Consider the following 22,063-nt stretch of genomic DNA (forward strand, 5'->3'; position numbering starts at 1 on the left):
CTCCCCCGGTTCGATGTGTGGGTTCGGCGTTCAGCGCTGCGGGGCGGCTGCCGGGAGGGCAGCGGGCAGGTCGGCCCACAGATGAGCGGTGGCCTCGACGCCCTTGAGGAGGAGGTCGAGCTCGACCTTCTCGTCGGGGGCGTGCCACCCGTCGGACGGTACGGAGATGCCGAGGAACAGCACCGGCGCGTCCAGGACGTCCCTCAGGTCGGCGGCGGGGCCCGAACCTCCCTCGCGGGTGTAGCGGATCGGGGCGCCGTCGAAGGCCAGGCTCATGGCGCGGGCGACCGATTGCAGGGCCGGGTGGTCCAGCGGGGTCAGGCACGGCCGGGTCGGGGCGCCGAAGTCGATCTCGTACCGGATCCCGGCGGGGACCCGGGCGGCGAGCCAGTCGCATACGGCGCGTTCGATCGTGGCCGGATCCTGGCCGGAGACGAGCCGGAAGGAGAGCTTCAGCTGGGCGGAGGCGGGGACGATCGTCTTGCCGCCCGGGCCTTGGTAGCCGCCGCCGATGCCGTTGACCTCGGCGGTCGGGCGGGCCCAGACGCGCTCCAAGGTGGAGAATCCGGCCTCGCCGAGGGTGCCGTGCGACTTGGCCGTGCGCAGCCAGGCGGCCTCGTCGAAGGGGAGTTCGGCGATCAGGGCGCGCTCGGCGTCGGAGAGTTCGGTGACGCCGTCGTAGAAGCCGGGGATGGCGACCCGCTCGTCCTCGTCGTGGAGGGCGGCGACGAGCCGGCCGGCGACGGTCGCCGGGTTGGGCACGGCTCCGCCGAAGGCGCCGGAGTGGATGTCCTGGTCGGGGCCGTACAGCTCGATCTCGCAGTCCGCGACCCCGCGCATGCCGGTGCAGACGGTCGGGGTGTCCTCGGACCACATCCCGGTGTCGGAGACGATCACGATGTCGGCGGCGAGCCGGTCGGCGTGGGCCTCGACCAGATCGCGGAAGTGCGGGGAGCCGGACTCCTCCTCGCCCTCGACGATGAGCTTGAGGTTGACGGCGGGGGCGGTACGGCCGGTCGCGGCGAGGTGGGCGCGGACGCCGAGGGTGTGGAAGAAGACCTGGCCCTTGTCGTCGGCGGCGCCGCGGGCGTACAGCCGGCCGTCGGCGATGTGCGGCTCGAACGGGTCGGTCCGCCAGCCGTCCTCGCGGGCGGCGGGCTGGACGTCGTGGTGGCCGTAGACGAGCACGGTGGGGGCGTCGGGCTCCCCGGAGGGCCAGGAGGCGAAGACGGCGGGGGCGCCGTCGGTCTCCCAGACCTCGGCCGTGGTGAACCCGGTCTCCGTGAGCTTGGCGGCGAGCCAGTCGGCGCTGCGCCGGACGTCCCCGGCGTGGGCCGGCTGCGCCGACACGGAGGGGATGCGCAGCCACTCGGCGAGGTCGTCGAGGAAGGCGGCACGGTGCCGGCCGATGTACGTGCGTACGGCCTGGGTACGTGCGGTCTGGACGGCGCTGTCCGGGGTGTCGCTCATGCTCCTGAGCCTATCCGGCGTCCGGGTCCGCTCCGCCCGGCGGTCCGTACACCTGTCCGGGCCGCCGGCCGCCGCCGTGTCCTCGCGGGGCCGGGTCCCGCCGCTCCTCCCGCGCTCCGCCCAGGAGGATGTCCTCCAGCTCCGCGCGGCCGGGGAGGCGGGCGGGACGCACGACGTCTCCCGTGCGGACGTAGACGAACGCGGCGGCGACCTCGTCGACGGGGAGGCCGTGCTGCTCGGCCCAGGCCAGGCGGTAGATCGCGAGCTGGAGGGGGTCGGCGGTGCGCAGGTGGCTGGTCTTCCAGTCGACGATCTCGTACGCGCCGGATTCCGGGTCGCGGTAGACGGCGTCGATCCGGCCGCGCACCACCCTCCCGGCGAGCGAGAGGTGGACGGGGACCTCGACGCGGTACGGGGTGCGATGGGCGTACGGGGTGAGGGCGAAGGCGTCCTTGAGGGTGTCGAGGTCGCGCTCGTCGGCGATCTCCGGTTCGCCGGCGAAGTCCTCGCCGCCGGGGAGTTCGTCCGGGCCGAGCATGGGGAGCGGCAGCTCCTCGAACCGCGACTCCACCCAGGCGTGGAACCGGGTGCCGCGGCGGGCGGCGGGCTGCGGGGGGCGGGGCATGGGGCGGGCCAGGTCCTGGGCGAAGCCGTCGGGGTCGGCGGCGAGGCGGAGGACCTGGGAGGCGGAGAGGTAGGCGGGCAGCAGGACGTCGCGGGTCGTGGCGCGGGCCCGGCGCAGCTCGGTGGTGAGGGTGGTGAGGTCGCGGTCCCAGGAGGCGAGGGTGCGCTGTTCCTCGGGGGTGAGGGTGGGCGGGGGCGCGGGGGTGCGGGGGGCGGGCCGGGGCTCGGCCGGGGTGTCGTCCCTCGGGGTGCGGGGGGCGGGGATCTCGTCGGACGGCGGGCGGGCCGCCACCGGCGGTTCCGCGGCGGCCGGGGGTACCGGCGCGGCCGGGGGCGGCTCCTCGTCCCCGAAGGGTTCCTCGTACGGATGCTCGTCCGGGGGCTCGTAGGGATCCTCCTGCGGGTCCTCGTAGGGGTCCTCGTGCCACCGCGGCTCGTCCGCGTCGTCCCACAGGGGTTCCTCGGCGGACCACAGGGGTTCCTCCGCGGACGGTTCCGCCGCCCCGGGCGCGAGCGCCTGGGCCGGCAGCGCGTCCGGGGCCCACAGCAGGGCCATCACCCGCTCCGCCGCCCGGCGGCGGCGGGCCAGGGAGTCCGGGTCGAGCGGGAGGGGCCAGGCGTGGTCCTTGGCGGACTCCGCGAGGGAGGGGTTCTCGGTGTCCGCCTCCGGTTCGTCGGCCCAGGCCTCGATCTCGCCGTACCCGGCCGCGCAGTGCTCGTACAGGTCGTGGAGGAAGGCGGAGGGGCCGCGGGGCTTCTTCTGCGCCGGGCCCCACCAGTGGGCGGAGCCGAGGAGGAGGGAGCGCGGGCGGGTGAACGTCACATAGCCGAGGCGCAGCTCCTCGGTGTGCTGGTGCTCCCGCATCCGTTCCTTGAAGCCCTTCAGGGCGGCCGCGTCCCAGCCGTCGACGTCCGGCAGGGTGGCGGCGTCGCCGCGCAGGGCGTGCGGCAGCACCTGGGGCTGCGAGGTCCACGACTCGCGGGACCTGGCGCTGGGGAACTGGGAGGCGACCAGGCCGGGCACCGCCACCACGTCCCACTCCAGGCCCTTGGACTTGTGCGCGGTGAGGACCTTGACCGTGTTCTCGCCGCCCGGCAGGGCGTTGTCCAGGCCCTTTTCGTACTGCGCGGCCGTGCGCAGGAAGCCGAGGAAGGCCAGCAGCGTCGCCTCGCCGTCCAGGGAGGCGAAGCCGGCCGCGATGTCCAGGAAGTTCGAGAGGGTCTCGCGGCGGCGGGCGGCCAGGGCGTGCGGGGAGGCGGAGAGCTCGACCTCCAGGCCGGTGGTGGCGAGGACCCGGTGCAGGACGTCCATCAGGGGGTCGGCGAGCGAGGAGCGCAGGCTGCGCAGCTCGGCGGCGAGGCGGGCGAAGCGGACCCGGGCCTCGGCGGAGAACGGCAGGCCGTCGTCCTCGCCGCCGGAGTCGAGGAAGGTGTCGAGCGCGTCGGCGAGCGAGACGACCTCGGCGGGGTCGACGCCCTCGACGGCGGCGGCGAGGCGCGCGTCGGCGTCGCCGTCGCCCCGTTCGCGGTGCACGAGGAGCCGGGCGCGGCGGCCGAGGAGGGCCAGGTCGCGGGGGCCGATGCGCCAGCGGGGGCCGGTGAGGAGGCGGACCAGGGAGGCGTTGGCGCCCGGGTCCTGGAGGACCTCGCACACGGCGACCAGGTCGGCGATCTCGGGGAGGTGGAGGAGCCCGGAGAGGCCGACGACCTCGACGGGGACGTCCCGGGCGACGAGGGCCGCCTGGATGGCGGGGAAGTCGGTGGCCGTACGGCACAGGACGGCGATGTCGCCCGGTTCCCTGCCGGTGCGGACGAGGTGGGCGAGGGAGTCGGCGAGCCAGTCGATCTCCTCGGCGTGGGTGGGCAGCAGCGCGACGCGGACCGTGCCGTCGCGCTCCGCGCGGGGGGCGGGCCGCAACGCCTCCACGCCCGCGTGCATGGCGCGGAGGGGGGCGGCGAGACCGTTGGCGAGGTCGAGGAGCCGACCGCCGCTGCGCCGGTTCTCGGAGAGGGCGTAGCGGGTGGCGGGGGCGCCGTCCTCGTACGGGAAGTGCTCGGGGAAGTCGTCGAGGTTGGCGACGGACGCTCCGCGCCAGCCGTAGATCGCCTGGCAGGGGTCGCCGACGGCGGTGACAGCGTGGCCGGTGCCGCCGCCGAAGAGGCCGGAGAGCAGCAGCCGCTGGGCGACGGAGGTGTCCTGGTACTCGTCCAGGAGCACCACCCGGAATTCGTTCCGGAGGATCGCGCCGACCTCGGGGCGGGTGGTGGCGAGTTCGGCGGAGAGGGCGATCTGGTCGCCGAAGTCGAGGAGGTCCCGGGAGCGCTTGGCGGCGCGGTAGCGGACGACGAGGTCGAGCAGTTCGCGGCGGGCGGCGGCGGTCTCGGGCACCTTGCGCAGGTCGGCGTTGGAGAGCTTGGCGCGGGAGAGGGTGTCGAGGAGCCCGGCGTCGTACGCGTCCAGCCGCCGGGGGCTCACGAGGTGTTCGGCCAGCTCAGCGTCGAGGGCGAGGAGGTCGCCGACCAGGGTGGGGAACGACTTGGTCAGGGCGGGGTACGGGCCGGGGGCCTCGCGGAGCACGCGGGCGGCGAGCTGGTAGCGGGTGGCGTCGGCAAGGAGGCGGGAGGTGGGCTCCAGGCCGATCCGGAGCCCGTGGTCGGTGAGCAGTTGGCCCGCGAAGGCGTGGTACGTGGAGATGCGGGGCTCGCCCGGGGGGTTGTCCGGGTCGATGGCCTCGGGGTCCGTCACGCCGGCCCGGACGAGGGCGGTGCGGACGCGTTCGGCGAGTTCGCCGGCGGCCTTGTTGGTGAAGGTCAGGCCGAGGACCTGCTCGGGCGCGACCTGGCCCGTGCCGACCAGCCAGACCACCCGGGCGGCCATCACCGTCGTCTTGCCGGAACCGGCTCCGGCCACGATGACCTGCGGGGCGGGCGGCGCGATGATGCAGGCCGTCTGCTCCGGGGTGAACGGGATGCCGAGGAGCTCCTTGAGCTGCTCGGGGTCGGTGATGCGTGCGGTCACTCCAAAGAGGCTAACGGGGACCGCTGACATTCCCGTCCACGGCCGCCCCTGGCCACCGGTGACCTGTCGCTCCGGGGCCGGGCGGGGCGCCGGGCGCGCGGTCACTCGACGATGTGGCGGCCTTCCGGCTGGGCGCTGCACGAGGCGCGGAACGCGCAGTGGGTGCAGTGCTGGCCGGTGGCGGGGGTGAAGCGCTCGTCGAGGACCCGGCCCGCCGCGGTGGCGAGCAGGTCGCCGACCCACTCCCCCGCCAGGGGCTCCTGCGCCTGGACCTTCGGCAGCGCCTCCCCGCCCTCCTTCTTGGGGGCGGGCTGGCGCAGCTGGACGAGTTCGGCGCCGCCGGGGTCGGGCCGGCGGCCGTCGAAGACCTCGTCGAGGGCCCCCTCGCGCACCGCGAGCTGGTAGACGGCGAGCTGGGGGTGGTGGGACACCTCGTCGCGGGTGGGGGCGGACTTGCCGGTCTTGAAGTCGACGACGTAGGCGCGGCCGTGTTCGTCGGCCTCGACCCGGTCCATGGAGCCGCGGATCCGGACCTCGTAGGCGCCGGCTTCGAGGGTGACGTCGAAGTCGTGCTCGGTGGCGGCCGGGGTGCGGCCGCCGCGGTCCAGGACGTGCCAGCGGAGGAACCTTTCCAGCGCCACGCGCGCGTGCTCCTTCTCCTGGGCGGACTTCCAGGGGGCGTCGAAGGAGAGCCCGTCCCAGACGGAGTCCAGGCGGGCCATCAGGACGTCCAGGTCGGCCGGGGTGCGGCCGGAGGCGACCTCGTCGGCGAGGACGTGGACGACGTTGCCGAAGCCCTGGGCGGCGGTGGCGGGGGCGTCGGCCTTCACCTCGCGGCCCAGGAACCACTGGAGGGCGCAGGTGTTGGCGAGCTGGTCGAGCGCCGATCCGGAGAGGGCGACGGGACGGTCGCGGTCGCGGAGCGGAACGGTGCTGTGGGTCGGCTCGAACAGGCCCCACCAGCGGTCCGGGTGCGCGGCCGGGACGAGCGGCTGGTCCTCTTCATCGGTGAGGGCGGCGAGCCGGGCCAGCCGTCGGGCCGCCGCGTCGCGCAGCGCGGGCGAGGCGGCGGGGTCGACGGTGGTGGCGCGGAGTTCGGCGACGAGCGCGGCGACGGCGAGGGGGCGGCGGGGGCGGCCGGGGACGTCCTTGGGCTCGGCGCCGAGCTCGGTGAGGAAGCGGGAGGGCTGGTCGCCGTCCTCGGCGGGGGCCTTCACCGCGGTGACGACGAGGCGGTCGCGGGCGCGGGTGGCGGCGACGTAGAAGAGGCGGCGTTCCTCGGCGAGGAGGGCGCCGGGGGTGAGGGGTTCGGCGAGGCCGTCGCGGCCGATCCGGTCGGCTTCGAGGACGGAGCCCCGGCGGCGCAGGTCGGGCCAGAGGCCCTCCTGGACGCCGGGGACGACGACGAGGCTCCACTCCAGGCCCTTGGAGCGGTGGGCGGTCATCAGCCGGACGGCGTCGGGGCGGGCCTGGCGCCGGGAGAGGGTGTCCGCGGCGATGTCCTGGGCGTCGAGCTCTTCGAGGAAGTTGAGGGCGCCCCGGCCGCCGACCCGGTCCTCGGCGCGGGCGGCGGTCTCGAACAGGGCGCAGACGGCGTCGAGGTCCCGGTCGGCGTTGCGCCCGGCGGCGCCGCCGCGCAGCGCCGCCCGTTCCAGGCGGCCGGGCCAGGGGGTGCCGTTCCACAGGAGCCAGAGGGCGTCCTCGGCGGTCCCGCCGGCGGCGAGGCGGTCGCGGGCCTGCCGGAGCAGTTCGCCGAGCCGCTTGGCGCCCCGGGCGTACGACTGGTCGTGCGCGACGAGCCGCTCGGGCTCGACGAGGGCGCGCGTGAGCAGGACGTCGGACGGCGGCGGCACCCTGTTCCCCCCGGCCCGCTCCTCGTCCCGCAGCGCCCGCCCGAGCCGCCGGAGATCGGCGGGATCCATCCCGGCGAGCGGCGAGGCGAGCAGCGCGAGCGCCGTCTCGGTGTCGAGCCGGTTCACGGAGGCGGGGGCGTCGGGGGCGGCGGCCGCCTGATCGTCGGAGGTGTCCGGGGCATCAGGGGTGTCCGGCGCGTCGGGGGCGTCGGGGGCGGCGACCACCTGGGCGTCGGAGGTGTCCGGGGCATCAGGGGTGTCCGGGGCGTCGGGGGTCTCCGGGGCGGCGGCCGCCTGATCGTCGGAGGTGTCCGGGGCGGCGGCCGCCTGGGCGTCAGGGGTGTCCGGGGCGGCGGGGGTGTCCGGTTCCCCCGGCTCCGGCGGGGCGTCGGCGACGGGGCTCCGGGCGGAGTCCTCACCGTCCGAGGGGGTTCCCGTCGCCGCGGCGCGCAGGGCGAGGAGGAGGGGGGCGACCGCGGGTTCGTGGCGCAGGGGGGTGTCGGCCGTGTCCGTCTCCACGGGGACGCCCGCCGAGGTCAGGGCGCGGCGCAGGACCGGGATCGGGGTGCTCGCGCGGACGAGGACGGCCATGGCGTGCCAGGGCACGCCGTCCTCCAGGTGGGCGCGGCGCAGCAGGTCGGCGATGTTGTCGAGTTCGGTGGAGGAGGTCGGGTACGTGTACGTCTCCACCTGCCCCCCGCTCCGTACCGCCCCGAGGGCCCGGTGCGCGCGCACCTTGTCGGCGGGCAGCCGTGGCAGGGGCATGCGCTGGGTGAGGAGGCGCGTCGCGGCCAGCAGGCGCTCGCCCGAGCGGCGGGAGGTCGTCAGGACGCGTACGTCCGCCGGGCGGCCGTCCGGCCCGCGGAAGGTGTCCGGGAAGTCCAGAATGCCGTTGACGTCGGCGCCCCGGAAGGCGTAGATCGACTGGTCGGGGTCGCCGAAGGCGACCACCGTGCGCCCGCCCGTCGCCCGGCCGCCACGCGTGCGGGAGGCGCTCCGGGCGGCCCCTGTCGCTCCCCCGGCCAGCGCGGTCAGCAGCCGCACCTGTGCCGGATCGGTGTCCTGGTACTCGTCCACGAAGACGGCGTCGTACTCGGGCAGCGTCACCCGCTCGGACAGCAGGACCGCCCGGTGCACCAGCTCCGTGTAGTCGAGGACCCCCTGGAGGTCGAGGACGTCCAGATACTCCGCGAGGAACCCCGCCGCCGCCTTCCAGTCCGGGCGGCCGACCCGCTGGGCGAACTCCGCCAGCGCGCCCGGTGACAGGCCCAGCTCCCGGGAGCGCGCCAGTACGGCCCGGACCTCGTCGGCGAACCCGCGGGTCGTCAGGCAGGCCCGCAGCTCGTCGGGCCAGCGCACCCGGTCGAGGCCCGCCTTCTCCAGGTCGAGCTGGCCCGCGAGCAGCTCCCGTACGGCCAGGTCCTGCTCGGGTCCCGAGAGCAGCCGCAGCGGCTCCGCGAACAGGTCGGCGTCCTGGTGGGCGCGGATCAGGGCGTAGCAGTACGAGTGGAAGGTCGTCGCCTGCGGCGGCCGGGCGCCCCCGAGCCGGGCCGCCATCCGGTCGCGCAGTTCCACGGCGGCCTTGCGGCTGAAGGTGAGGACGAGGATCCGTTCCGGGTCCGCGCCCTTCTCGATCCGGGCCGCGACCGCCTCCACCAGCGTCGTCGTCTTTCCGGTGCCGGGCCCGGCCAGGACGAGCAGCGGTCCGCCGGCGTGGTCAACCACTTCCCGCTGCGCTGCGTCCAGCAGAGGGGGGTCCACCGGGGCCGGCGCGGTACGCACCAGCCGGTACGCGCCGGGGGCCCGCCGCGTACGTCGGGTGGTGGAGGAGGTACTCACGTGGATCGCCGGTCCTGGTGGATGGTGTGCTGGTGCTGAAGGCAAGCCCGTACGGGCACCCGTACGGGACGAACGACGACGTTACGGGAAACGGACGGCGTCCGAGTCCCCGTCCGAGCCGTCATCCATACGGTGCCGTCGCGCGCCGGGTGCTCCCGTCATGGCCGAAGCTGTCACGTGTGAGCTCCGCCATCCCACCGCGCCCGCCGCATGTCGAGCTTGGGCAGATGCCCCTCGGCGGCCCGCCCCGCCTCGCGCAGCGGAGTCCCCTCCGCGCGGTAGTGGCCGAGGGCGCGCAGCTCGTGGCCGGGCAGCAGCGTGCCGTCGGCGCGCACTACGCGCCACCACGGCCCCGCGCCGCCGTACAGGGCCATCACACGGCCGACTTGGCGCGGGCCGCCCTCGTCCAGCCATTCGGCCACGTCGCCGTAGGTCATCACCCGGCCCGGCGGGATCAGCTCGGCGACGTCCAGCACCCGTTCCGCGTACGCGGGAAGTTCCGCAGGTTCCTCGGCGCTCATCCGCCCCATCCTGCCTCACCCCACCGACAACACCCTGATGCCTCCGTCGGGCCCCGCTTCATGCCACCATCGTGCGGGCGGTGACGGGTGATACGAGACCAGGCGCGACAAGAACACCGAGACGAGCACGCGGCGCGAGCGGCACAGACAGAGACGGACATGGTGATGGGGCACGACGCTCAGCCTCCGGAGGAGGAGGCTCACCCCGGCGTGCCCGGCGCACCCCCTCGCCAGGCCGCACCCGCGAACGGGGACGAGACGGCCCCCCGGCCGGAGGCCGGACCCGAGGCCGGACCCGAGGCCGACCCGGAGCGGGGCCCGGAGCCGAGGCCCGCCCTCGCTCCGAAGGCCACCCGCGCCCCCGACGCCGACCCCGAGCCCGGCCCCGACGCCGACCCCGAGACCGACCCCGAGCCGGAGCCCAGTGAGCGGCTCTCCGGGGACGAGCCGCTGCTCGCCGCCCGGGTGCACCGGCCCTCCGACCTCATGCGGCTCCTCGTCGGCGTCCTCGCGATCGCCCTCGTCATCGCCATCGCCGCCTTCGCCCACGGCACCACCTCCGGCCTTGAACAGGACATCAACAAGGGCGCGGGCGGCGCCCCCGACCTCTTCGTCAAGATCGCCGGACTGGTCTCCAGCATCGCCGTCCTGCTCGTGCCGGTCGCCTTCGCCATCGAGCGGCTGATCAAACGCGACGGACTGCGGATCGCGGACGGCGTCCTCGCCGCCGTCCTCGCCCACGGCGTCACCCTCGCCACCGACCTCTGGGTCGCCAAGGCCGCGCCCGGCACCATCCAGGACGCGCTGACCCAGCCGCAGTCCGGCGGCGGTCTCACGGACCCGGTGCACAACTACCTCGCGCCGGTCATCGCGTACATGACCGCCGTCGGCATGGCCCGCAGGCCCCGCTGGCGGGTGGTGCTGTGGATGGTGCTGCTGCTCGACGCCTTCACGATGCTGGTGGCGGGGTACACCACCGCGTTCTCGATCATCCTCACCGTCCTCATCGGCTGGACCGTGGCGTACGGAACGCTGTACGCCGTGGGCTCCCCCAATGTCCGCCCCACCGGCCAGACACTCCTCGCCGGTCTGCGGAGGGTCGGCTTCCGGCCGGTCTCCGCGATGCGCGCGGAAGGGGTCCCGGACGCGGCGGACAGTGGCGACCGGGGCCGCCGCTACCTCGTGACGATGGAGTCAGGGCCACCGCTCGACGTCACCGTCGTCGACCGGGAGCAGCAGGCGCACGGCTTCTTCTACCGCGCGTGGCGGCGGCTGACCCTGCGCGCCATCACCACCCGGCGCTCGATCGTGTCGCTGCGCCAGGCGCTGGAGCAGGAGGCCCTCCTGGCGTACGCGGCGATCGCCGCCGGCGCCAACGCGCCGAAGCTGATCGCCACCTCCGAGCTGGGTCCGGACGCCGTCATGCTCGTGTACGAGCACCTGGGTGGCCGGACCCTGGACTCGCTGGACGACGAGGAGATCACCGACGACCTGGTGCGCAGCGCCTGGCGTCAGGTGCGCGCCCTCCAGTCGCGCCGGATCGCGCATCGGCGGCTCGCCGGGGACGCGATTCTGGTGGATCGTTCCGGCAACGTCATCCTGACCGATCTGCGGGGCGGTGAGATCGCCGCGGGCGACTTGGTCCTGCGAATGGACATCGCGCAGCTCCTCACCACCCTCGGGCTGCGGGTCGGCGCCGAGCGGGCGGTCGCCGCGGCCGTGGAGGTCCTCGGCCCCGACGCCATCGCCGGCTGTCTCCCCCTCCTCCAGCCGATCGCGCTGAGCCGCTCCACGCGCGCGACGCTCCGGAGAATGGCCAGGGAGCGTTCGAAGCGGGAGCGCGAGGCCGTCCTCGAAGCGTCGGAGGCGACGAAGCGGGCCCGGGCGGAGGCCGCCGACGGCGCCGGGGACGCGAAGGGCGACCGCAAGTCGGACCGGCGGATCGAGAAGGCGGAGAAGCAGGCCGAGAAGCGCGCGCTGGACGAGGCGCTCGACGAGGCCCGCGACGAGGACCTGCTGGCGCAGATCCGTCAGCAGGTGCTGCTGATCCGGCCCCAGGCGCCGGTGGAACCGGTCCGTCTGGAACGGATCAAGCCGCGCACCTTGGTGAGCCTGATCGCCGGCGCGGTCGCCGCGTACTTCCTGCTGTCGCAGATCGCCCGGACCCCGCTGTCCACCATCAGCCAGGCGGACTGGCGCTGGGTGGCGGCGGCGGTGCTGTTCTCGGCGCTGAGCTATGTGGCGGCGGCGATGAGCCTGCTCGGCTTCGTCCCCGAGCGGGTGGGGTTCTGGCGGACGGTCGTGGCGCAGGTCGCCGGCTCGTTCGTGAAGATCGTCGCCCCGGCGGCCGTCGGCGGAGTGGCGCTGAACACCCGGTTCCTCCAGCGCTCGGGGGTGCGGCCGGGGCTCGCGGTGGCGAGCGTCGGCGCGTCGCAGCTGTTCGGGCTCGGCGCGCACATCCTGCTGCTGCTCGCCTTCGGCTATCTGACGGGTACGGAGAAGTCACCGTCCTTCAGCCCGTCGAGGACGGTCATCGCCGGGCTGCTGACGGTGGCGGTCCTGGTCCTCGTCGTCACCGCGATCCCCTTCATGCGGAAGTTCGTCTCGACGCGGCTGCGGTCGCTGTTCGCGGGCGTGGTGCCGCGCATGCTGGACGTGCTGCAGCGCCCGATGAAGCTGCTCACCGGCATCGGCGGCATGCTGCTGCTGACCGGCCTCTTCGTGCTCTGCCTCGACGCGTCGATCCGCGCGTTCGGGCACGACAGCGAGGGGCTCAGCTACGCGAGCGTGGCGGTCGTCTTCCTCGCCGGCAACGCGCTCGGCTCGGCGGCGCCGACACCGGGCGGCGTCGGCGCCGTCGAGGGCGCGCTGACCTTCGGCCTGGTGGCGGTCGGCCTCCCCTTCGAGGTCGCCACCCCGGCGGTCCTGCTCTACCGGCTCCTGACGCTGTGGCTGCCGGTCCTGCCCGGCTGGCTGTGCTTCAACTGGCTGACGAAGCGGGGGGCGCTTTAGGGAGTGCCGGCCGGGGCTGTCGGCGGGGAGGGCCGGGGGACGTGGCCTCCGACCCCGTCCAAGGGCCGCCCGCCCCGCCCAAGGACGCCCGCCCCAAGGACGCCCGCTCGGCCCTCGCCCGCCCGCCCCCCGGCCACCCGCGTGGCCCACGCGCCCGCGCGGGGTCGGCGGGGGCGGCACAGGATGGCTGTATGCCGATCTCCGCCGCGCAGCGCGCCGCCCTGTTCGCCCTGTCAGCCGTGCTGCTCGCCGCCGGATGCTCGGACGACGGGGGCACGGCGTCCGAGCCGGCGAAGCCGACCGGCTCCGCCGCTCTGGACCAGCTCGCCGCGCAGGAGCTGGAGTGGTCCCCCTGCCCGGCGCCCTCCGCCGCCCAGGGCGGCGGACCCTCCCCCTCGCCGCTGCCCGGCGGCGCCACCTGGGAGTGCACCTTCATGCAGGCGCCCCGCGACTACGCCGACCCCGGCGGCGAGACCGTCGAACTGGCCCTGATCCGTGCACGGGCCTCCGACCGGAACAACCGGATCGGCTCCATGGTGTTCAACTTCGGCGGCCCCGGCGGCTCCGGCGTGACCGGCCTGCCGTCCTTCGCGGCGGACTACGAGAAGCTCCGCACCCGCTACGACCTGGTCTCCTTCGACCCCCGCGGCGTCGGCCGCAGCGAGGGCGTCGAGTGCGAGAGCGACCAGGCCCTCGACGCGTACTACGCCCTGGACTTCACCCCGGACGACACGGCCGAGGAGCGGACCCTGTCCGACGCGCAGAAGAAGTACGCGGCCGGCTGCGAGGACAACTCCGGCCCCATGCTCCCCCACGTCGGGACGGAGAACGCGGCCCGCGACCTGGACCTGATGCGCCGGGTCCTCGGCGACGACAAGCTGCACTACTTCGGCATCTCCTACGGCACGGAGCTGGGCGGCGTGTACGCCCACCTGTTCCCGAAGAACGTCGGCCGCGCCCTGTTCGACGCGGTCGTCGACCCGTCCGCCGGCACCGAGGAGGGCGCCCTCGGCCAGGCCCAGGGCTTCCAGCTCGCCCTCGACAACTTCGCCAAGGACTGCGTCTCCCGCGGCGACGAGTGCGCCCTGCCCGGCTCGAACGTCGCCGAGATCCAGTCGTTCATCACCGGCCTCCTCGCCGAACTCGAGAAGAAGCCCATCGCGGGCATCGGCGACCGCAAGCTGACCCAGACCCAGGCCACCAACGGCATCGCGCAGGCCCTGTACTCCCGGGAGTTCTGGCAGTACCTGGAGCAGGGCCTGGAGGCCGCCGAGGGCGGCGACGGCGGGCTGCTCCTTGCGCTCTCCGACTCCATGAACGGCCGCGACGAGAACGGCCACTACAGCAACATCCAGGCGGCGAACGCGGCCATCAACTGCCGGGACTTCAAGGAGCGGTACACCCTCGGGCAGGCCAAGGAGCGACTCCCCGAGTTCCGCAAGGCCTCCCCCGTCTTCGGCGACTACATGGGCTGGGCCCTGTCGAGCTGCTCGCAGTGGCCGGTGCCCGGCGGCTGGGAGCACCCGGACGTCTCCGCGCCCGGCGCCGCCCCGATCCTGGTCCTCGGCACGACCGGCGACCCGGCGACGCCGTACGCGGGGGCCCGGGCGATGGTGGAAGCGCTGGGCAAGGGCGTCGGCGTGGAGGTGACGTACCGGGGCGAGGGCCACGGCGCCTACAACAGCGGCAACAAGTGCGTGCAGAACACGGTCAACGCGTACTTCCTCGACGGCAAGGTCCCGGCCGCCGGAACGGTCTGCAAGTAGCCCGGCCGGGCCAGGGCGCCCCGGGCGCTTCTCCGGGGCGCCGCCTAGGATGGCGTTTTTCCGTCCGGGTCACGGGGGTCCGCTTGTCCACACCACGTCCGTCGATACGGGTACGGGTGACCGCGCTGGCCGTCACCGGGCTGCTGGCCGCCGGCTGCACGAGCGGCGGGAGCGCCTCCGACGCACCCCGCGCGACGGCCTCCGCCCCGGCCCGCCCCGCCCCCGGGCTTCCCGCCGCCCTCACCGGGCAGCGGCCGCGGTGGCAGCCCTGCGCGGCGCCGGAGGGCGGCGAGCGGCCCGGGGACGAGTGGCGCTGTGCGACCGTCACGGTCCCCCTCGACCATGCCCGCCCCACCGGGGAGACCATCCCCGTCGCGCTGATCCGCAAGGAGGCCCGCGACAAGAAGGCGCGCATCGGCTCGCTGCTGTTCAACTTCGGCGGCCCGGGCGCCTCGGGCGTCGACGTCCTCCCCCGCGCGGCCGCCGAGTACGGCAGCCTCAACCGCCGGTACGACCTGGTGGCCTTCGACCCCCGGGGCGTCCAGCGGAGCGCGGGCGTCGTCTGCCGGGACGACGCGGAGCAGGCGGCCGCCGAGGCGGCGGTCGACCTCAGCCCGGACACGGCCGCCGAGGAGAAGGCGTTCGTCGAGGACGCCACCGCCTTCGGGGCCGGCTGCGCCCGCCGCTCCGGCAAGGTCATCCCGTACACGACGACCGCGAACACGGCCCGCGATCTGGACCTGATCCGCCATGTCCTGGGCGACGCCGACCTGCACTACTTCGGCATCTCCTACGGCACGCAGCTCGGCGCCGCCTACGCCCACCTCTTCCCCGCGAACGTCGGCCGGACCGTCCTCGACGCGGTCGTCGACCCCACCGCCGACGGCACCGGCCACGCGCGGAACCAGACGGTCGGCTTCCAGCGGGCCCTGGACAACTACCTGAAGAGCGCCGGGCAGGACCCGAAGGCCGGGACGGCGCGGATCGCGGCGCTCCTCCAGCGGCTCGACCGGCAGCCGTTGGCGGCCGGCGAGCGGAAGCTGACCCAGAGCCTGGCGACCCTCGGCATCGCGACCACGCTGTACTCGCAGAGCAACTGGCCCATGCTGACCTCGGCCCTCAAGGCGGCGGAGAACGGCTCCGGCGCCGAACTCCTCCGGCTCGCCGACTTCTACAACGACCGCGACGCGTCGGGGCACTACTCGACCCAGTCGCACTCCCAGCGGGCGATCTCCTGCGCCGACTCCAGCGAGCGATCCACTCCGGCGCGGGCCCGCGGCCTGCTGCCGGAGTTCCGTCGGCTTTCGCCGGTCTTCGGCGAGTTCCTGGCCTGGGACACGGCCGGCTGGTGCGCGAACTGGCCCGTGAAGGGCGAACGGGCCGTCCAGGACGTGAGCGCGCCGGGCGCCGGTCCGGTCCTCGTCGTCGGCACCACCGGCGACCCGGCGACCCCGTACGAAGGCGCGGAGCGGATGGCGAAGGCGCTGGGCGAGGGGGTCGGCGTCCTCGTCACCAACACGGGCGAGGGCCACGGCGCGTACGGCTCGGGGGCCTGCGCGACGCGGACGATCGACGCGTACCTGCTGCACGGCGAGGTCCCCCCGTACGGCAAGCGCTGCTCCTGACGGCATGCGGAAGGGCCCGGACCTGATGTCAGGTCCGGGCCCTTCCGCATGCCGTGTGGCCGTGTGGCTAGTAGACCGGCTTCTCGGGCTCGATCTGGTGCACCCAGCCGATGACTCCGCCGCCGACGTGGACCGCGTCCGCGAAGCCCGCGGACTTGAGCACGGCGAGGACTTCCGCACTGCGGACGCCCGTCTTGCAGTGCAGGACGATCCGCTTGTCCTGGGGGAGGTCCTGGAGGGCGCTGCCCATCAGGAACTCGTTCTTCGGGATCAGGCGGGCGCCGGGGATCGAGACGATCTCGTACTCGTTGATCTCCCGGACGTCGATGATGTCGATGTTCTCGCCCTCGTCGATCCACTCCTTGAGCTGCTTGGGAGTGATCGTCGAGCCGAGCGCCGCCTCCTGGGCCTCCTCGGACACGACGCCGCAGAAGGCTTCGTAGTCGATGAGCTCGGTGACGGTCGGGTTCTCGCCGCAGACGGCGCAGTCGGGGTCCTTGCGGACCTTGACCTGGCGGTACTGCATCTCCAGGGCGTCGTAGATCATCAGCCGGCCGACGAGCGGGTCGCCGACACCGGCGAGGACCTTGATCGCCTCGGTGACCTGGATGGAGCCGATGGACGCGCAGAGCACGCCCAGGACGCCGCCCTCGGCGCAGGAGGGGACCATGCCCGGCGGCGGGGGCTCCGGGTAGAGGCAGCGGTAGCAGGGGCCGTGCTCGGACCAGAAGACGGAGGCCTGGCCGTCGAAGCGGTAGATCGAGCCCCAGACGTACGGCTTGTTCAGCAGCACGCACGCGTCGTTGACCAGGTAGCGGGTGGCGAAGTTGTCCGTGCCGTCGACGATCAGGTCGTACTGGCTGAAGATGTCCATCACGTTCTCGGCCTCGAGCCGCTCTTCGTGGAGGATCACGTTCACGTACGGGTTGATGCCGAGGACGGAGTCCTTCGCGGACGCCGCCTTGGAGCGGCCGATGTCCGCCTGGCTGTGGATGATCTGACGCTGCAGGTTCGACTCGTCGACCTCGTCGAACTCCACGATGCCGAGCGTGCCCACGCCCGCCGCGGCCAGGTACATCAGGGCCGGCGAACCCAGGCCGCCGGCGCCGACACACAGCACCTTGGCGTTCTTCAGCCGCTTCTGCCCGTCCATCCCGACATCGGGGATGATCAGGTGGCGGGAGTACCTGCGGACCTCGTCTACGGTGAGCTCGGCAGCCGGCTCGACCAGGGGTGGCAGCGACACGGGGGCTCCGTTGGTCGGTATGTCAGTACGGTTGTTCTCCCCGTAACACTGCCACGCCCCTTCTCATTCCGAGACACCCGGTCCAATGCGCGAGACGATTTCGTCCCAGTAGCCGGGCAGGGCCTGGAACGGGTCGGTTTGCCCGCTCTGTTCCCCGCGGTCGGTGAAGAAGATCGTCCCGGCGCCCTGCCAGCGCGCGATCCGCATCGCCTCGTCGAGGTGACTGCGGGGCACCCCGTGGACGAGGTGCACGAACTTCTCCGGCGGGTACTCGGCGGTCCACTCGGCCACCTGCGACCAGCGGTAGTCCGTCCACGGTCCGGTGAAGGTGACCAGCTGGTCGGCGGTCTCGGCGTAGCCGGGGTACGGGTGGGTTCCGTGGCCGAGGACGAGGTGGGCCTCGCCGTCGAGAACCGCCTCCAGGGTGGCGCAGACCCGCCGGACCTCGGGCAGGTCCGCCCGGTCGGCCGGGCAGCGGTCCAGATAGAAGCCGTCGACCTTGTACCAGTCCAGGAACCGGTGGGCGTCCGACACGATCTCGCCGAAGACGCGGGAGCCGTGGCACAGGTCCAGGTGTCCGAGGACCCGGACGCCGGCGTTGCGGAGCTTGCCCGCCGCCTCCAGACAGTGCGGGTCGGGGCGGGCTCCGGGGCCCTCGGCGACGTTGAGGACGGCCCAGTGGAGGGGGGTGCCGGGGCGGGTCAGCTCGGCCCACTCGACCGGTGCGAGCAGCGGGTGGGCGTAGCCGGGGACGCCGAAGCCCATCTCCTGGACGGCGCCGGTGGTGCTCGTCGTCAGATGCGGCATGCCGCCTCCATCCAGATGTCGGCGAGGGACTCCTCGAGGTTGATGCGGGGACGCCAGCCGAGCCGGTCCCGGGCGGTGCGGACGTCGGCCTGCTGCCAGCTGCCGCAGCCGTCGGGGTACGGGTAGGGGGCGGCGGCCAGCTGCTCCGCGATGGTCTCGGTGCGCGGGGCGCCGATGACGGGCCGCTGGGGCGGGCCGTCCAGCTCGTGGAGGGTCCCGGCGTATCCGGCGACCCGGGCGAGGACGGCGGCGGCGTCGCGGAGTTTGACCGCGCGTCCGGTGCCGATGTTCACGACGCCCTGGGCCGCGGAGAGCGAGGCCGCGTGGACCGCGCGGGCCACGTCCCGTACGTCGACGAAGTCGCGCTGCACGCCGAGGCCGCTGAGCTTGAGCTCGCCGTCGCCGGCCTGCATGGCGCGGCGCATGGCCTCGGCGAGGCGGCCGAGCGGGGAGCCGGCGGGCGTGCCCGGTCCGACCGGGGAGAACACCCGCAGGACGACCGCGTCCAGTCCGGAGCCGAGGACGAGTTCGGTGGCGGCGAGCTTGGAGACGCCGTACGGCCCTCCGGGGCGGGGCACGGCGTCCTCGGCGGTGGAGGAACCGGGCTGGGAGGGCCCGTACTCCGAGGCGCAGCCGACCTGGACCAGGCGGGCGCCGCAGCCGCTGCGGCGCAGGGCCTCGCAGACGGTGGCGACGGCGACGGTGTTGTGCCGGGTCAGGTCGCGGGCGCCGCCGCGGGTGGCGCCGGCGCAGTTGACGACGACGCCCGGGTGGACGGCGTCGAGGAAGCGGGTCAGCGCGCCGGGGCTGCCGCCGGCGAGGTCGAACCGTACGTCGGCGTCGTCGCCGCGCCCGAGGGCGGTGAGGTGGACGGCCGGGTCGGCGAGCAGCCGGTCGGCGACGAAGCGTCCGATGAATCCGTTGGCTCCGAGCAGCAGCACCCTCATCGTGCGGCCCCTTCTCGCCGACCGGCCGTTGCTGGGTATAGGGAGGTCATGTCTCTTTCGTCTCCTTGAAGTGGGTCCTGCGCGGGGGACGCGCCCGCGGCGTCGGCTCCGCGGGTGCGTCGGGGTTCAGGGGGCGTCATGGCGATCGGCGCGACCCCGGCGAGGTCGGCATGACACCCCCTAGGGATGGGCGTGGGCCGAGGCCCGGGAGAGGGCGACGGTGGCGTGGGCCAGGAGGCCGACGGCCGCGGCGCCGCAGACGAGGGTGGGCAGGGCGCCGGGGCCCCAAGCGCCCACGAGGGTGCGGACGGGGACCGCGAGGAGGTCGCAGCCGGGGATCCGGGCGGCGAGGACGGTCGCGACGGCGAGGGCTTCGCCGGCGCAGGCGGCGGCGAGGCCGTTCGCGGCGGTGTCGGCGAAGCCGTGGACGGTGAGGAGCCGGGCGAGCAGGAGCAGCGCGCCGAGGGCGAGCGCGCCGGGCGCGAAGCCGGTCAGGCCGAGCAGGGCGGCGAGGGCGGCTGTGTGCAGGGCGACGGCGAGGAGGAGCAGCGGGCGGGCGCCGGCGGCGAAGTCCTCCAGGCCGCGGCTGGCGGCGAGGCGGTGGCGGGCCCGTACGGAGAAGAGGTGGGCGCACCAGGCCGCGGGGGCGACGGCGAGAGCGAGGCCGAGGAGAGGCCCTGGGGTGACCGGCCAGCCGCCTTCGGGCCCGCCGGTGAGCGTCTCCTGGAGGAGACCGTCCCCGCCGAGCGCGTACGCGAGGAGCCACAGGGTCCAGACGCGCGCGGCGGGGGCGGTGCGGCCGGCGGCGCGCAGGGGGCCGCGCCGGACGGCGACGACGAGCGCGACGGCCAGGCCGAGGGCCCCGGCCACGCCGACGGCGAGGCGCACGGACCCTTCGGTGAGCGCGAGTCCGCCGACGGCGAGGGTGGCGACGGCTCCGGGCACGAGGGCCCGGACCGTCCACCCGGACCGTCCGGGGCGCGCCCCGGTCTCGCGCGCGGGGCGCACGGGCGCCCCGCTCCCGCGCGGCACGCGGGCGTAGAGCTCCTCGGCGAGCGAGAAGACGTCCCGGTGCCGGAACCGCGCGGCGGTGCGGTCGGTGACGCCGTGCGCCTCGAGACCTGCGGCGATCTCCAGGGGGTCGACGGCCCGCTCGCACAGCTCCCGGTGCCGGTGCATGAGCACCCGCACGGGGTCGACGGGCCCCCGTCGGGGGGCGTTCACGGGCACGGTCGCGGTGGTCTTGAGCGGGACGGTGTCGGCCTCCGCGTCGAGGCCGGGAAGGGCGCCGGCCTCCGGACCACGGCCCGGGAGGGTGTCGTCCTCCGCGCCGAAGCCCGGGAGGGTGTCGTCCTCGGGGGCGAGGACCGGGAGGGGGGCGTCCTGCGCGCCGAGGGGCGCAACGGTGTTCCCTTCTCCTTCCCATGCGGCGGTGGGGTGAGGGATGAGGGGCGTCAGCGCCTTCGTCTCCAGCAGGGCCTCGGAGTGGGCGTCCCAGGGGCCGGGGCTGGTGGGGGCGGCGGGGCCGCGCATGGGGGTGCCTCCTTCAGGCATCGGGGTCTCCCTGGCCGGCGGTCGCGCTCACCGGCTGGTCCGCCCAGGCGCCGGGGACGTACGCCTCGGCCGGGTGGGCGAAGGGGACGCCCTCGGCGGCGCGGCGGCGCACCGGCGCGTGGGAGAGGAGTTCGAGGTACATGTCGCGGAACGCCGCGAGGTTCTGCTCGACGGTGAAGAGTTCGAGCGCGCGGGCGCGTGCGGCCGCGCCCAGGCGGTGGCGGCGCTCCGGGTCGCGCAACAGCGCGAGGCACGCGTCGGCGAGCGCCCGGGGGTTGCGCGGGGGTACGACCAGTCCGGTGCCGCCGATGACCTCGACGACCGCGCCGACATCGGTGGAGACGGTGGCGCGGGCGCAGAACATGGCCTCGACCAGGCTGATCGGGAAGCCCTCGACGACGCTGGAGAGGACCACGACCGCGCCGGCGCCGTACGCCTCGGCGAGCGTCGGGGCCTCGGGTCCGCCGATCTCCTCGAAGGTGACCGGGTTCTCGCCGACGGCGTGCGCGCCCGTCGCCTCGTCGGGGAAGAGCTGGGCCGCGAGCCCCCGGCAGTGCGCGAGGTACGCCTCCGCGCCGGGCTCGCGCGCCGGCGCGGCGATGATCCGCAGCCGGGTGTCGGGCTGGGCCCGGCGCACGTCGGCGAAGGCGTGCAGCAGCGCGATCAGGTCCTTGGCCGGTTCGACCCGGCCGACCCAGACGAGCGTGGCCGGGTCGCCGCTCTCCTCGTTCTCGCCGATCTCGGCGAACCGTGCGGCGTCCATGCCGGGGTGGACCGTGCGCAGCTTGGCCCGGTCGGCGCCGCACCTCTCCTGCCAGCGGCGGGCGTGGGCGTTGCCGGGGGTGAGGAGTGCGGCCTCGCGGTAGACCTCGGCGGCCAGCCGGCCGTGGAAGGCGGCGAGCAGGGCGCGTACGGGGGCGGAGACGGGTGCGTCGAAGGCGGTGAGGTAGTGGGTGCGGAGCTGGACGCCGTACTCGGTGACCAGCAGCGGGGTGCCGAAGAAGCGTTTGGCCAACAGGCCGGGGAGGGCCGCCGATCCGCCCGAGGCGGCGTGGCAGAGGTCGGCCGCGCCGAGGTCGTCCTCGCCGTACCAGTCGAGGGAGAGCGGGCGCAGGGCGCGCTCCAACTGGTCGGCGAAGTCGAGGTAGTCGGGGACGGTGGCGCCTGCCAGGCTCCGGCGTGCGCCGGGGGCGCGACAGGCGGACTCCAGGGTGCGGACGGCGAGTTCGGAGCGGAGCGCGGCGTAGAGTCCGCCGCGTTCCCTGGCGAGTTCGGCGAGGCCGTAGAGCCCCTGGGCGAAGGAGCGCCCCGCGGCCCCGCCCGCGGGCTCGTCGCCGTCCGCGCAGATGCCGGTCGCGAGTGCCCGGAAGTGTCCGGCGAAGAGGCGGCGGTCGCGGCGACCGTAGGTGCGGCCGTCGTCCTCGGGGGCCCAGAGGGGTGCCGTACGGACGCGGCGGACGCCGTCGGGCAGGTCGACCCAGCCGCCGTCCTCCTGGCGGGCGCTGCGGCTGAGGGCGTAGACGTCGAACTCGTGCGGGGCGAGTCCGCGCACGAGCCGGTCGCACCAGAGCCTGGACTCACCCGTGGCGTACGGATAGCCACCCTCCGTGAGCAGTCCGATCCGCATGAGGCACACCCCCGCTCTCCCTTGGTCGCCGTCGCCTTCGGTCGGGCGACGCGCAGCGGGAAGAACGTAAGCGGATATGCGGGTGGCGCGATGGACGGTTGTCCATCGCGCCACTGGAAGGGGTGAATGCACGTAACTTTCACACTCGGGTCG

12 protein-coding genes are annotated in these 22,063 nt (G+C 74.7%); 3 read left to right on the plus strand and 9 right to left on the minus strand.

Annotated elements, in window-relative coordinates; translation table 11 throughout:
• Window positions 1–30: 30 nt before the first annotated feature.
• The 4 genes from ACFZBD_RS12620 to ACFZBD_RS12635 all read right to left on the minus strand — a co-directional run bounded on the left by ACFZBD_RS12620 (window position 31) and on the right by ACFZBD_RS12635 (window position 9,335).
• Window positions 31–1,470: a dipeptidase gene (locus ACFZBD_RS12620; RefSeq protein ID WP_391139336.1), complete on the minus strand. Its 1,440-nt coding sequence runs from the start codon at window positions 1,468–1,470 to the stop codon at window positions 31–33.
• Window positions 1,471–1,480: 10 nt separating this feature from the next.
• Window positions 1,481–5,113, minus strand: coding sequence for a UvrD-helicase domain-containing protein (locus ACFZBD_RS12625; protein WP_391139337.1), 3,633 nt, complete (start codon window positions 5,111–5,113; stop codon window positions 1,481–1,483).
• A 101-nt stretch (window positions 5,114–5,214) separates the two neighbouring features.
• On the minus strand, window positions 5,215–8,805 hold the full coding sequence (locus tag ACFZBD_RS12630; protein WP_391139338.1) for a UvrD-helicase domain-containing protein: 3,591 nt from the start codon (window positions 8,803–8,805) through the stop codon (window positions 5,215–5,217).
• 173 nt (window positions 8,806–8,978) lie between these two features.
• Entirely contained in the window at window positions 8,979–9,335 is a 357-nt protein-coding gene (locus ACFZBD_RS12635; protein ID WP_391139339.1) for an MGMT family protein, read from the minus strand.
• A 156-nt stretch (window positions 9,336–9,491) separates the two neighbouring features.
• Between ACFZBD_RS12635 and ACFZBD_RS12640 the strand changes: the two genes are divergently transcribed.
• The 3 genes from ACFZBD_RS12640 (at window position 9,492) to ACFZBD_RS12650 (ending at window position 15,729) form a co-directional block, all read left to right on the plus strand.
• Window positions 9,492–12,338 (plus strand): lysylphosphatidylglycerol synthase domain-containing protein, encoded by a 2,847-nt coding sequence (locus ACFZBD_RS12640; protein ID WP_391139340.1) that lies wholly within the window; start codon window positions 9,492–9,494, stop codon window positions 12,336–12,338.
• Between the two features lie 191 nt (window positions 12,339–12,529).
• On the plus strand, window positions 12,530–14,104 hold the full coding sequence (locus tag ACFZBD_RS12645) for an alpha/beta fold hydrolase (protein ID WP_391139341.1): 1,575 nt from the start codon (window positions 12,530–12,532) through the stop codon (window positions 14,102–14,104).
• A gap of 83 nt (window positions 14,105–14,187) precedes the next feature.
• On the plus strand, window positions 14,188–15,729 hold the full coding sequence (locus tag ACFZBD_RS12650; protein WP_391139342.1) for an alpha/beta fold hydrolase: 1,542 nt from the start codon (window positions 14,188–14,190) through the stop codon (window positions 15,727–15,729).
• A gap of 67 nt (window positions 15,730–15,796) precedes the next feature.
• On the opposite strand, the gene moeZ is transcribed toward ACFZBD_RS12650, so the two are convergent.
• The 5 genes from moeZ to ACFZBD_RS12675 form a co-directional block, all read right to left on the minus strand.
• A complete protein-coding gene (gene moeZ, locus ACFZBD_RS12655; protein ID WP_391139343.1) occupies window positions 15,797–16,975 on the minus strand; it encodes an adenylyltransferase/sulfurtransferase MoeZ in 1,179 nt (392 codons plus the stop codon).
• Window positions 16,976–17,038: 63 nt separating this feature from the next.
• A complete protein-coding gene (locus ACFZBD_RS12660; protein WP_391139344.1) occupies window positions 17,039–17,782 on the minus strand; it encodes a spherulation-specific family 4 protein in 744 nt (247 codons plus the stop codon).
• Complete coding sequence (locus tag ACFZBD_RS12665; RefSeq protein WP_365714467.1) at window positions 17,770–18,729, minus strand: NAD-dependent epimerase/dehydratase family protein; 960 nt, start codon at window positions 18,727–18,729, stop codon at window positions 17,770–17,772. Before ACFZBD_RS12665 ends, ACFZBD_RS12660 begins: the two co-directional genes overlap by 13 nt.
• A 180-nt stretch (window positions 18,730–18,909) precedes the next feature.
• On the minus strand, window positions 18,910–20,262 hold the full coding sequence (locus ACFZBD_RS12670) for a hypothetical protein (RefSeq protein WP_391139345.1): 1,353 nt from the start codon (window positions 20,260–20,262) through the stop codon (window positions 18,910–18,912).
• Window positions 20,263–20,275: 13 nt separating this feature from the next.
• Entirely contained in the window at window positions 20,276–21,910 is a 1,635-nt protein-coding gene (locus tag ACFZBD_RS12675; RefSeq protein WP_391139346.1) for a DUF3492 domain-containing protein, read from the minus strand.
• Window positions 21,911–22,063: the final 153 nt, after the last annotated feature.

Origin of the sequence: Streptomyces sp. NPDC008121 (assembly GCF_042957155.1) — a bacterium.
Classification (GTDB): domain Bacteria; phylum Actinomycetota; class Actinomycetes; order Streptomycetales; family Streptomycetaceae; genus Streptomyces.